The organism is Kitasatospora sp. NPDC058170 (assembly GCF_042883905.1).
Classification (GTDB): domain Bacteria; phylum Actinomycetota; class Actinomycetes; order Streptomycetales; family Streptomycetaceae; genus Kitasatospora.
The window spans coordinates 85247-97197 of record NZ_JBHVUV010000019.1; the positions used below are offsets into that span (position 1 = coordinate 85247).

The following is an 11951-nucleotide window of genomic DNA, read 5'->3' on the forward strand; positions in this document are numbered from 1 at the left end:
GCACCCTGTCACGGATGCACGGGGGCGGGGGCGGGGATCTCGGAAAAAGAGCCGGTCGGCCCGCCGGGGGCGCGGCGGCGCCCGCGGACCGCTCCCGGCCGCGTTGACCCGTCCCTGACCGGACCCTATGGTCTGAGGGTGAAGCGATACGACTGGCTGAAGAAGATTCAGCAGCTGGATCCGGAGACCGAGTTCATCCAGATCTACCGGATCAGCAGCTGGTACGAGTTCCCCTGGGACACCACCCAGTCGCTCAGCTTCGCGCTGTACCGCACCTACGCCGTCCCCGGCATCGGGCGGCTGCTCGCGCAGACCCGCGAGTTCACCGACCGCGCGCAGAAGCGGTACGACGACACCACGCTGATCCTGGAGGCCGTGGTCGAGCACGGCTTCGGCTCGGTGCAGGGCCGCGAGGCGATCCGGCGAATGAACCAGATGCACCGCCGGTACGACATCTCCGACGACGAGTACCTGTACGTGCTCGCCACCTTCGTGGTGGTCCCCAAGCGCTGGCTCGACGACTACGGCTGGCGCCCGTACTCGCGGCACGAGGTCCGCGCCGCCACCAACTACTACCGCGAGCTGGGCCGCCACATGGGCCTGAGCGGCATCCCGGAGACCTTCGAGGAGTTCGAGCAGTTGCTCGACGACTACGAGCGCGAGCACTTCGGCTTCGACCCGGGCGGCCGGGAGGTCTCCGACGCGACGCTCGGCCTGATGGCCTCCTGGTTCCCGCCGCCGCTGCGCCCCTCGATCCGGCTCTCCTCGGTCTGCCTGCTCGACGACCCGCTGCGCGAGGCCTTCGGCTACCCGGCCCCGCCCGCCGTGGTCCGGCGCGCCGTCCGCGCCGGCATGCGGCTGCGCGGGCGGGCCGTCCGGCTGCTCCCGCCCCGGCGGCGGCCCAGCCTGGCCCGCAACAACCGCCAGGTCCGCGGCTACCCGAACGGCTACCGGATCGGCGAGCTGGGCACCTTCCCGGACGCCCCCGCCGCCCCGGCCGCCGGCGGCTGCCCGTTCCCGCACGCGAAGGCCTCGGCGGACGAGGCCTGAGCGGGCGCGCCCGGGCGTGCCCTAGGGCGTGTTTGCAAAGTCGCGTCGGACCAGGCCGCGGCGTTGGGCGCCCGGCTGGGCGTGCGCCCGGATCGCCCTCGTACTGGATGTACTTGGGTGATTCGGGCGTACGTCCAGGCGGGATGCCCGGCGTCGCGGACCCGGCGGGACTTTGCAAACACGCCCTACGCCCGGTCCTGCCGCGGCACGGCGGCCGCCCCGGTCGCCGTGCCGGGCGGCCCGGCGACCGTCCAGGCCGTGTCCGGCTCCCGTCCCTCGGCCACCAGCCCGGCCAGCAGCCGCAGCGCCGCCTCGGACGGCGAACCGGGCTCGGCCGTGTAGACGGCCACCCGCTGCTCCTCGTCCTTGGGCAGCGACAGGTACTCGGTGGTCAGCTCCACCGGGCCCACCAGCGGATGCCGGTAGACCCGGGTGTCACTGCCCGGGCAGAAGACCGCGTGCGAGGCCCACAGCCGGGCGAACTCCTCGCTCGCCATGGACAGTTCGCCGACCAGGGCGGCCAGCTCCGGCGTGTCCGGGTGCCGCCCGGCGACCAGCCGCAGGTCGGCGACGACGCCCCGCACCTGGCGCGGCCAGTCCGCGAACAGCTCGCGCACGTGCGGGTCGAGGAAGAGCAGCCGGGCCAGGTTGGGCCGGTCGGCGGGCCGCTGCGGGGCGGTGGGGTCGAGGTGGCCGGCCAGCAGGGCGTGCGCCATCGGGTTCCAGGCGATGATGTCCAGGAAGCGGCCGAACACCAGCGCCGGGACGTCCCGGAGCGACTCGACCATCATCTGCACCGTCGGCCGCGCCCGCTCCGGCCGCGCCGCCCGCCGGCGCGGCCGCTGGACCGGCCGGGCCAGCGCGTACAGGTGGGCCCGCTCGTCGGCGTCCAGGCGCAGCACCCGGGCGACGGCGTCCAGGACCGCGTCCGAGGCGTTGGGGCTCTGCCCCTGTTCGAGGCGGGTGTAGTAGCCGGCGCTCACCCCGGCCAGCTGCGCCAGCTCCTCCCGGCGCAGCCCGGGGACGCGCCGCTGGCCGCCGTACGTGGGCAGTCCGACGTCCTCCGGCCGCAGCCGGGCGCGCCGGACGCGCAGGAAGGCGCCGAGCTCCTGGCGCGGGGTGCTGGATACCTGTGGACTCATGGCCCCCAGTCTCGCCGCTGCGGCCCGGCCGTGCCTGCACCTGTCGGGTGTAGCCACGGCAGGCGGGCAGCACGCGGGCGGCATGCGGGCGGCACGGCGCGGAGCACCGCGCTCCGGAGCGCTACGCCTCGGTGAGGTGGCGCAGCAGCGGGCCGGGGTCGGGGGTGCCGCAGGCGGCGCGGACGGCGGCGTCGTGGGCGGCGGCGAGGGCGTCGAGGCGGGTGAGGCGGGTGTGGCCGCGGCGGGAGAGGTGGGCGGTGACGCGGCGTCGGTCCTGCTCGTCCTGGCGGCGGTAGGCCCAGCCGGCCTCGGTGAGGGCGTCGACCACGCGGCTGAGGCTGGCCTGCGGGATGACCAGGGCCTGGGCCAGCTCCCCCATCGCGCAGCCGGCCTCGTGGGCGGCGAGGGCGCGCATGACGCGCCACTGGTCGAGGGTGCAGCCCTCGGCCTCCAACTGGGCGGCCAGGCCCCGGGCCAGCCGGCGCTGGGCGACGGTGAGGAGTTCGATCAGGAGCGGCTGGTCGACGACGGCGGGGGCGGTGCCGGATGGTGTCATCGCCGTGCCTCTTTCGCCGCCGTGGTGCCGCCGTGGTGCCTGCCGCTTGCCGGATCCGCCGGCATGACGATACTCGCAGGCAATGAGCGCCGACGTGAAGCTGCTGGAACCGCTCGACGCGCTGCACCTCCCCCGGGAGGGGCCGGCGCTCCGGGTGGCCCTGGTCGTACCGCAGTCCGGGCCGCTGGGGCTGACCGGGCCGTCGGCGCTGGACGGGGCGCTGCTGGCCGCGCACGAGGTGAACGCGGGCGGCGGGGTGCGCGGACTGCCGCTGGAGCTGGTGCTGGTGGACGGCGGCGGCCCGCCGGGGGCGGCGGCCGGGGAGGTGGCGCTGCTGCTGGACGCCGGGGCGGTGGACGCGGTGGCCGGCTGCCACTCCAGTGATGTGCACCGGGCCGTGGAGGCGGTGGTCTCGGGGCGTGCCGCCTACGTGTTCACACCGCCGCACGAGGGCGGGACCCGCCGGCCCGGGGTGGTCTGCACGGGGGCGGATCCGGTCCGGCAGCTGGACGGGGTGATCGAGCGGCTCACCGCCCGCCACCGGCTGCGCCGCTGGGCGCTGGTCGGCAACGACTACATCTGGCCGCGCGCGGTGCACCGGGCCGCCGGGGCGGCGGTGGCCCGGGCGGGGGCGGGGGTGGTGCTGGAGCGGCACCTGCCGTTCGGCACGGCGGAGCGGGCGCTGGAGCCGCTGCTGGACGCGCTCCGGGCGGCGCGTGCGGACGCCCTGCTGCTGAGCCTGATCGGCGCCGACCTGGTGCGGTTCAACCGGGCGCTGCGCCGCAGCGGCCTGCACCGGCGGCTGGTGCGGCTCTCCGGCGCGCTGGAGGAGAACAGCCTGGTCGCGTACGGCGGGGACGACACCGGCACGCTGTACGCGGTGATGCCGTCGTTCGTCTCGCTCGCCGAGGAGCGGCGGCTGCGGCTGGCCGAGCGGCACCGGGCGGTGTTCGGGCCGTACGCGCCGGTGCTGGACGCGTACGCGGTGGGGCTGTACGACGGGCTGCACCTGTTGGCGGCGCTCGGGTCGCGCGGCGAGCTGGTGCCGGCCGGCGGCCTGGCGCGGGCGGCGGCGCGGCTGTTGCACGGGGAGGGCGCGGCGGTCCGGCGGGCCTGGGCGCGGGCGCCGCTGGGGCCGGCCCGGGAGGGGGTGCACCTGGCGCGGGCGGAGGGGCTCGGGTTCACCGTCCTGCCCTGAGGTGTCCTGCCCTGAGGCGGCCGGAGAACTCCTCCGCGGCCCCACGCCTCGGCGCGGACCGGCGAGAACTCTTCCATTTGGAAATAACTGGCCCTACTGTCTCCCCCACCACCCCGGGTCGTCACGGAGGAGAGCCCCCATGTCCGAAGCACCCGCGCCCCAGAACATCGAGAGCTACGGCTACAGACAGGAGCTGCGCCGCTCCCTGCGCTTCACCGATCTGCTGGTCTACGGACTGGTGTTCATGGTGCCGATCGCGCCGTTCGGCATCTTCGGCAGCGTCTTCCAGGGCTCCGGCGGCATGGTCGCGCTGGCGTACGGGCTCGGGATGGTGGCGATGGTGTTCACCGCCCTGTCGTACGCCCAGATGTCACGGGCCTTCCCGATGGCTGGCTCGGTGTACACCTACGCGGGGCGCGGCATCGCGGCGCCCGTCGGCTTCCTGTCCGGCTGGATGATCCTGCTGGACTACGTGCTGGTACCCGGCCTGCTCTACCTGATCGCCGGGGTGGCGATGAACTCGCTGGTGCCCGCGGTGCCGGTCTGGCTCTGGCTGGTGGGCTTCGTGCTGCTGAACACCGCCGTCAACCACTTCGGCATCGAGCTGACCTCGAAGGTCAACAAGGCCATGCTGATCGGCGAGTTGGTCGTGCTGGTGGTGTTCATCGGCTTCGGACTGGCGGCGCTGGCGGCCGGCGAGGGCCGGGGCTTCGACCTCACGCCGGTCTACAACCCGCAGACCTTCTCGTGGAGCCTGGTGTTCGGCGCGGTGTCGGTGGCGGTGCTGAGCTTCCTCGGCTTCGACGGGATCTCCACCCTCTCCGAGGAGAACCGCGACTCCGCCCGGGCGATCGGCCGCTCGATGACCGCCGCGCTGCTGCTGGCCGGTTCGCTGTTCATCGTGCAGACCTGGATCGCCTCCCTCCTCGTACCGGATCCGCAGGCGCTGATCGCCGGGGGCGACCCGGACGGCACCGCCTTCTACGACGCGGCCCGGGTCGCCGCCGGCGGCTGGCTCGCCACGGTGACGGCCGCCGCGACCGCCGTCGCCTGGGGGTTCGCCAACTCGCTGGTCGCCCAGGCGGCCACCTCGCGGCTGCTGTACGCGATGGCGCGCGACCGGCAGCTGCCCGCGTTCCTCGCCAAGGTCCACCCGCGCCACCGCGTCCCGGTGAACGCCACCCTGCTGACCGCCGGGGTCTCGCTGGTCCTCGGGCTCTACACGGCCTCCCGCGAGGACGGCATCACGCTGCTCTCCAGCCTGGTCAACTTCGGCGCGTTGACCACGTTCCTCGTCCTGCACGTGTCGGTGGTGGTGCACTATCTGATCCGGCGCCGCAGCCGGGACTGGTGGCGCCACCTGGTCGCACCGGCCGCCGGGTTCGCGATCCTCGCCTACGTGGTCGTCAACGCGGACATCGCCGCCCAGCGGCTCGGCTTCGCCTGGCTGGCGGTCGGCGCCCTGGTGCTGACCGGGCTGGTGCTCACCGGCCGCCGGCCGCGCCTGGCGGTGGCCGGGGACACCGCGACCGCCGCGGCATCCCCCGACCCGACCGACTCCCCCGCCGTCAAGGAGAACCCGTGAACCTGCCCGACGCCGTCTCGCTCTCCCCCGCCCCGGACGAGTACGCCTACACCTTCGGCGGACGCGCCCCGCTGGTGACCGTCCGGCCCGGCACGGTGGTCGAGTTGACCACCGAGGACTGCTTCGGCGGGCGGGTGCGCGGCATCGGCGACCTGCCGAGCGCGGTCTGCGAGTTCCCCTACCTCAACCCGGTGACCGGCCCGATCGCGGTGGCCGGCGCCGAACCGGGCGACACCCTCGCCGTGCACTTCGTGGAGATCGTCCCGGCCCGGGACTGGGGGATCTCCAGCACCTTCCCGCACTTCGGCGCGCTCACCGCGACCCACACCACGGCGATGCTGCACGCACCGCTGGAGGAACGGGTCTGGGTGTACGAGCTGGACACCGCGGCCGGGATCTGCCGGTTCCGGGCCCGGAACAGCGACTTCACCGCCGAGCTGCCGCTGGACCCGATGCACGGCACGGTCGGCGTCGCCCCGGCCGGCGGCGAGACGCTGATGTCGATCACCCCCGGCGCCCACGGCGGCAACCTCGACACCCCCGAGATGCGGGCCGGCACCACCGCCTACTTCGGCGTCAACGTGCCCGGCGGGCTGCTGGCCGTCGGCGACGGCCACGCCCGCCAGGGCGAGGGCGAGGTGTGCGGCACGGCCGTGGAGACGGCGATGCGCACCACGGTGGTGGTCGACCTCGTCAAGGGCGGCGGACCGGCCTGGCCGCGGCTGGAGAACGACCGGTACCTGATCTCCACCGGCTCGGCCCGGCCGCTGGAGGACGCCTTCCGGATCAGCCAGCACGACCTGGTCCGCTGGACCGCCGAGCTGGTCGGCCTGGACCAGCTGGACGCCTACCAGCTGGTCAGCCAGGCCGGGTTGGCCCCGGCGGCGAACGTGTGCGACACCAACTACACGATGGCCGCCAAGCTGCCCAAGGCCGTGCTCGGCCGCGCCCGCGCGTACGACGGCCTGCACGACCGGCTCCGGGAGACGGCCGCCGCCTACCTGCGGCACCGCTGAGCCACCGGCCTCGGGCCGCCCGCGGCCCCCCGGGCTACCCCCCGGCCGGCACGGCCAGCTCGCGCACCGTGCCGGACAGGGCGGCCCAGGAGTCGCGGGCGTCCTCGCTGTCGGTGTGCGGCGAGCGGAACCAGTGCAGGTAGGCGTCGACGTCCTCCAGCGCCCAGCGCAGGCGGTGGAGGGCGAGCGCCCCCGGGTCGGGGGTGTGGCCGGTGAGGGCCGCGTAGTGGGCGAGGTCCCCGTCGGTGGCACCGGTGAGCCAGAGGTCGCGTTCGGGGGCGGCGAGGGCGACGGTGTCCCAGTCGACCAGGCGGACGCACCCGGGGGTGCGCAGCAGGTTGCCGGGGTGGGGTTCGCCGTGGGTGACGACCCGGGGGCCGGCCGGGCGGGCGACCAGCTCGTCGAGTTCGGCGAGGCGGCGGCGCAGCGCGGGGGCGTGGCCGGCCAGCAGCTCGCGGACCCGGCCGGTGTAGGGGCCGCCGCTCCAGGGTGCGTCGAGGTCCGCGAGGGCGGCCTCCAGACGGGGGCGGGCGGACAGGTCGGGGTGGTGGACCGGGATACCGGCCGGGGGCCGGGTGGTGTGCAGCCGGGCCAGGGCGGCGATCAGCAGCGAGCGGTCGGCCGGACCGAGCGCCTCGCCGAAGCCGCCCGCGGCACCGGGCACCAGCGGGAAGACGCTCAGTGCGTACCGCGGGTCGGCGAGGCGCAGCACGCTCGCGCCGTCGGCGGCCGGCACCGGGGCGACGACCAGGTCGAGTGCGCGCAGGGCGGCGGCGGTGTCCATGGCGCGGCGCAGGCCCGCGAAGGCGCTCTCCGGCTCCGGTCCGCAGTGGCTCTTGTGGGCGAGGTCGGCGAGGGTGACGAACCATCGCCCGCCGTCCCGGTCGACCGCCGTCCAGTGGTGGTCACCGTGGCCGACCGGCGCATAGCCGAGCTCCGTGGCGTCAATACCGAACTCCCGCAGGGCAGTTCGGAGCTGCTGGTCGTCGAGGCCGTCCGGGCGGGTCTTCATGCGGGAAGGCTAGCGAGCCCGGGCGGCCCGGGCGCCGGATTATCCGCGCGGTGGGCGGTGTCGGTGCCCCCGAGCCGGGTCAATAGGGTTCGCCTCGTGCGTGTATTGCTGGTGGAGGACGATGAGCCGGTCGCGGAGTCGCTGCGGCGCGGGCTGGTGCGGTACGGGTTCACGGTGCGGTGGGTGACCACCGGTGCGGCGGCGCTGGCCGCGACCGAGCCCTACGACCTGGTGCTGCTGGATCTCGGACTGCCCGACACCGACGGGCTGGACGTGTGCCGGGTGCTGCGCGGGCGCGGGGACGTGCCGATCATCGTGATCAGCGCGCGCAGCGACGAGACGGACCGCGTCGTCGGCCTGGAGATCGGGGCGGACGACTACGTGTCCAAACCCTTCGGGGTGCGCGAGGTGATCGCCCGGATCAGGGCCGTGATGCGGCGGGTGCGGCCGAGGGCGCACGAGCCGGCCGGGCCGGACCGCTACGGCGCCCGGCTGACCGTCGACCGCAAGGCGGCCCGGGTGCGGCTGGACGGGGCCGAGGTGGCGCTCACCCCCAAGGAGTACGACCTGCTGGCCTTCCTCACCGAGGAGCCGGGTGCGCTGATGTCGCGCGAGCAGATCATGGAGGCCGTCTGGGACGCCAACTGGTTCGGGCCGACCAAGACGCTGGACGTCCATGTGGCGGCGCTGCGGCGCAAGCTCGCCGGGGCGGTGGTGATCGAGGCGGTGCGCGGGGTCGGCTTCCGGCTGGTGGTGGACGAGGGCCTCGGCGGGGCGACGGCGTGATCCGGCGGCTGATCGTCAGCTACGTGCTGCTGGTGGGGGTGGCGCTGGCGGCGTTCACCGTGCCGGTGGCGTTCACCCTGACCGCCCAGCTGCGCGGGGACACCGAGGAGTCGGTGCGGCGCGAGGCGACCACGATGGCGCTGCTGCTCGGGGACGGTGACGAGCCCGCCCGGCAGGCGCTGGCGCGGGTGGCCGGGGCGTACGCGGACGAGACGCCCGGCACGGTGGAGGTGGTGGCCGCCGACGGGGCGGCGGTACCGCCGCTGCCGCCGCCGGCGCACCCGGCGGACGAGGCCTTCGACCGGGCGCTGCGGGAGGGGCGCAGCACGGTCGACTGGGGGTCGCGGCTGGTCTGGGGCCCGCAGCTGGTGGTCACCGTGCCCGCGCACGCCCGGACGGGCGGGCCGCCGCCGGCTCCGCCACAGACCCCGGCGCAGGAGCAGACCCCGGCGCAGACCCCGGCACAGACGCCGGCACAGACGCCGGAGCAGGCCCAGGAGCAGGCCCAGGCCCAGGCGCAGGCCGACGGGAGGCCGGACGGGCCGCGGATCGTCGGCGCGGTGCGGATCCGCTACGCGACGGCCGACCTCAGCGACCGGCTCTGGCGGATCTGGGGCTTCCGCGCCGTCCTCGCGGTCGGCGTGCTGGCGGTGGCCGCCGGGCTCGGCGCGATCGTGGCCCGGCTGCTCACCAAGCCGCTGCGCCAGCTCAACGACATGGCGAGCCGCTTCAGCGACGGCGACCTCACCGCCCGCTCCCCCGTCACCGGCCCGCAGGAGACCCAGACCCTGGCCCGGACGCTCAACCAGGGCGCGGAGCGGCTCGACACCCTGGTCGCCTCGCAGCGGATCTTCGTCGCGGACGCCTCGCACCAGCTGCGCACCCCGCTGACCGCGCTGCGCCTCTCGCTGGACAACATCGCCGACGGCGTGGACGACGAGTTCCTCCGCGAGGACGTGGAGCTGGCGACCGCCGAGGTGGTCCGGATGAGCCGGCTGGTCAGCGGGCTGCTGGTGCTGGCCCGCGCGGAGGCCAAGGTGTCCGCGCCGGAGCCGCTGGCGCTGCGCGAGCTGGTCGAGGACCGGCTGAGCGTCTGGCGGCCGGCCGCCGACGAGCGCGGGGTGGCGATCGCGCTGACCGGCGACGTGGACGAGCGGCTGCACGTCCTGGCCGGGCCCGGCAACCTCGACCAGGTCCTGGACAACGTGCTGTCCAACGCGCTGGAGGTCTCCCCCGACCGGGGCGCCATCACCGTGCGGCTGGAGGCCGCCGGGGAGGAGGCGGTGCTGGAGGTGCTCGACCAGGGGCCGGGGATGTCCGCCGCCGAGCAGTCCCGCGCGTTCGACCGGTTCTGGCGCGGCCAGGGACTGACCGGCCGCTCGGGCTCCGGCCTGGGGCTCGCCGTCGTCCGGCAGCTGGTGACGGACGACGGCGGCACGGTGGCGCTGCGGGACGCGCCGGGCGGCGGGCTGTGCGTCCGGATCGGGCTGCGGACGGACGCCCGGGCGGGGGCGGGCCCCCGGACCGGGCCCAGGAGCGGGACGGGGCCGGGGCTCAGCCCTCGGCCGGGAGCACCGAGGAGTGGTGGTTGACGATCAGCCACTTGCCGCCGCGCTTCTCGTACTCGTACGTGTAGCGGGCCTCGACCGGCTTGGTCTCGCCCGTCTTCGGGTCGGTGAGGTGGAAGCGGTAGACGCCGGCGTCGATCGCCGAGTCGGCGTCCAGGATGTTGATCACCGAGCGGACCTTCTCGCCCCGCGGCTTCTTCTGCAGGAAGTGCGCGAAGTAGTCGGCGATCTCCTCGTGGTTGGTGCGGATCCGCGGCGAGGCGGTCGGCAGCAGCACCGCGTCGTGGGCGTAGCGCGCGGTGACCTTCTTCGGGTCGCCGCTCTGCAGGGCCGCGTTCCACTGGTCGAAGAGCGCGGCGATCTCGCGCTCGGTGGTCCTGCCGCGGCGGCTCTGCTCGTCGCCGGCCTGGGCGACGCCGACACCGGCGGTGAAGGTACCCAGCGCGGCGACGACGGCGACGCCGGCGACGGCGGCGCGGGTGCGGATCTTACGGTTCATCGGTGCTCCTGCTCGGGAGGGTCTGCGGTCTCGGGTGTGCGACCACTCTCCCGAGGGACGGGTTAGCGTCCGTACAGCGCAGGGCAAGGGCGCGGACAAGGCTCGGCCAAGAAGCCCCGGCGGGCGGGGCGGGCGGCGGGCTCTCCCGGGAGCCTCTTGGCAGGTTCAGAACAATGATGTCGACCCGGGGTCTCCCCGCCGCTCCGACCGTCATCTAGGCTGGTGACGTGCTCATACTCGTTCGCCGCCGCCACGTGGACCTGCTCCGCGTCACGAGCATGTCCTGTCGACGCTCCAGCTGAACCTCGCGCCTCCCACCCTCAAGCGCGGCCACAGCAGGCCGCGTCCCCCCTCCCGGCCCCCGGGGCACCCGCCGCATCAGGCGTGACCCCGGAGCCCCCGGTCGATCACCGGGACAGGTCGGGACGAGACCCAGCGGATGTCACCCATGACGCAGCAGCACCCCACCACCCCCTCCACCGAGACCGCAGCCCGGACGGCGCCCTCCGGGCTGGACAGCCTCCCGGTGATCGACCTCTCGCTCGCCGACGGCAGCCCGGAGGACCGCACCCGGCTGCACGACGAGCTGCGTGCCGCGGCCACCGACGTCGGCTTCTTCCAGCTCGTCGGCCATGGCGTCTCCCCCGCGCAGACGGCCACCCTGACCGCCGCCATGCGGGCGTTCTTCGCCCTCCCGGAGGCCGACCGCCTCGCCGTCGCCAACCTCAACTCCCCGCACTACCGCGGATACACGCGCACCGGCGACGAGCGCACCGGCGGCAGCCGGGACTGGCGCGACCAGCTCGACATCGGCGCCGAACTGCCCCCGCACGTCCCCGCCCCGAGCGAGCCCGCGTACTGGTGGCTGGAGGGCCCCAATCAGTGGCCCGAGGCGCTCCCGGAGCTGCGGACCGCCGCCCTCGGCTGGATCGACCGGCTCGGCGCCGTCGCCCGCCGGCTGCTGCACGAGCTGCTCGCCGCGATCGGCGCCCGGCCCGACTTCTACGACGACGTCTTCGCCGGCCACCCCCACCTGCGGCTCAAGCTGGTCCGCTACCCCGGCACCGCCCCGGACGGCGGCGGGCAGGGCGTCGGCGCGCACAAGGACTACGGCTTCATCACCCTGCTGCTCCAGGACACCGTCGGCGGACTCCAGGTGGAGCGCGCGGACGGCTCCTTCCTGGAGGTGCCGCCGCTGGAGGGCGCCTTCGTGGTCAACCTCGGCGAGCTGCTGGAGGTCGCCACCGACGGCTACCTGAAGGCCACCAGCCACCGGGTGGTCAGCCCGGCCGGCGCCCGCGAGCGCTTCTCCGTGCCGTTCTTCTACAACCCGCGCCTCGACGCCCACATCGCGCCGCTCGACTTCCCGCTCGCCCACCACGCCCCCGGTGCGACCGAGGATCCGGCCAACCCGCTCTTCGCGGAGTTCGGGCTGAACGAGTGGAAGGGGTACACGAGGGCCCATCCCGAGGTCACCCGCCGCCACCACCCCGAGCTGGCCGACGCCGCCCCGCGCTGACCACCCCTCCCGGACCCGTC

At 75.0% G+C, this 11951-nt stretch carries 11 protein-coding genes; 7 read left to right on the top strand and 4 right to left on the bottom strand.

All coding sequences use genetic code 11. The annotated features are described in order from the left end of the window. The first annotated feature begins 138 nt into the window (after window positions 1–138). Window positions 139–1050 (top strand): oxygenase MpaB family protein, encoded by a 912-nt coding sequence (locus ACFVVX_RS22060; RefSeq protein WP_387948073.1) that lies wholly within the window; start codon window positions 139–141, stop codon window positions 1048–1050. Window positions 1051–1235: 185 nt separating this feature from the next. Here the strand turns inward: ACFVVX_RS22060 and ACFVVX_RS22065 are convergent, their stop codons facing one another. Both ACFVVX_RS22065 and ACFVVX_RS22070 read right to left on the bottom strand, forming a co-directional pair. Beyond that, a complete protein-coding gene (locus ACFVVX_RS22065) occupies window positions 1236–2192 on the bottom strand; it encodes a helix-turn-helix transcriptional regulator (RefSeq protein WP_387948075.1) in 957 nt (318 codons plus the stop codon). A 121-nt stretch (window positions 2193–2313) separates the two neighbouring features. Continuing rightward, window positions 2314–2748, bottom strand: a complete 435-nt coding sequence (locus tag ACFVVX_RS22070; RefSeq protein WP_387948077.1) for a MarR family winged helix-turn-helix transcriptional regulator — start codon at window positions 2746–2748, stop codon at window positions 2314–2316. An 82-nt stretch (window positions 2749–2830) separates the two neighbouring features. Here ACFVVX_RS22070 and ACFVVX_RS22075 point away from each other — a divergent pair, with 82 nt between their 5' ends. From ACFVVX_RS22075 to ACFVVX_RS22085, 3 genes are all read left to right on the top strand, one after another. Beyond that, window positions 2831–3946 carry an ABC transporter substrate-binding protein gene (locus ACFVVX_RS22075; RefSeq protein ID WP_387948079.1) on the top strand — a complete coding sequence of 372 codons (1116 nt, stop codon included), beginning with the start codon at window positions 2831–2833 and terminating at the stop codon, window positions 3944–3946. 139 nt (window positions 3947–4085) lie between these two features. Continuing rightward, window positions 4086–5531 carry an APC family permease gene (locus ACFVVX_RS22080; protein WP_387948081.1) on the top strand — a complete coding sequence of 482 codons (1446 nt, stop codon included), beginning with the start codon at window positions 4086–4088 and terminating at the stop codon, window positions 5529–5531. Next, window positions 5528–6547, top strand: a complete 1020-nt coding sequence (locus tag ACFVVX_RS22085) for an acetamidase/formamidase family protein (protein WP_387948083.1) — start codon at window positions 5528–5530, stop codon at window positions 6545–6547. Before ACFVVX_RS22080 ends, ACFVVX_RS22085 begins: the two co-directional genes overlap by 4 nt. Before the next feature lie 34 nt (window positions 6548–6581). Here ACFVVX_RS22085 and ACFVVX_RS22090 read toward each other — a convergent pair whose 3' ends face one another. After that, window positions 6582–7559 (bottom strand): phosphotransferase, encoded by a 978-nt coding sequence (locus ACFVVX_RS22090; protein WP_387948085.1) that lies wholly within the window; start codon window positions 7557–7559, stop codon window positions 6582–6584. Window positions 7560–7655: 96 nt separating this feature from the next. Between ACFVVX_RS22090 and ACFVVX_RS22095 the strand changes: the two genes are divergently transcribed. Both ACFVVX_RS22095 and ACFVVX_RS22100 read left to right on the top strand, forming a co-directional pair. Then, window positions 7656–8345: a response regulator transcription factor gene (locus ACFVVX_RS22095; protein WP_387948087.1), complete on the top strand. Its 690-nt coding sequence runs from the start codon at window positions 7656–7658 to the stop codon at window positions 8343–8345. Continuing rightward, window positions 8342–9937 (top strand): sensor histidine kinase, encoded by a 1596-nt coding sequence (locus ACFVVX_RS22100; RefSeq protein WP_387948089.1) that lies wholly within the window; start codon window positions 8342–8344, stop codon window positions 9935–9937. The genes ACFVVX_RS22095 and ACFVVX_RS22100 overlap by 4 nt, the downstream gene beginning before the upstream one ends. Here the strand turns inward: ACFVVX_RS22100 and ACFVVX_RS22105 are convergent. Continuing rightward, complete coding sequence (locus ACFVVX_RS22105; RefSeq protein WP_387948091.1) at window positions 9900–10412, bottom strand: SgcJ/EcaC family oxidoreductase; 513 nt, start codon at window positions 10410–10412, stop codon at window positions 9900–9902. The two genes, ACFVVX_RS22100 and ACFVVX_RS22105, sit on opposite strands and share 38 nt — an antisense overlap. Before the next feature lie 448 nt (window positions 10413–10860). Here ACFVVX_RS22105 and ACFVVX_RS22110 point away from each other — a divergent pair, with 448 nt between their 5' ends. Continuing rightward, complete coding sequence (locus ACFVVX_RS22110; protein WP_387948093.1) at window positions 10861–11931, top strand: isopenicillin N synthase family dioxygenase; 1071 nt, start codon at window positions 10861–10863, stop codon at window positions 11929–11931. The last annotated feature ends 20 nt before the right edge of the window (window positions 11932–11951 follow it).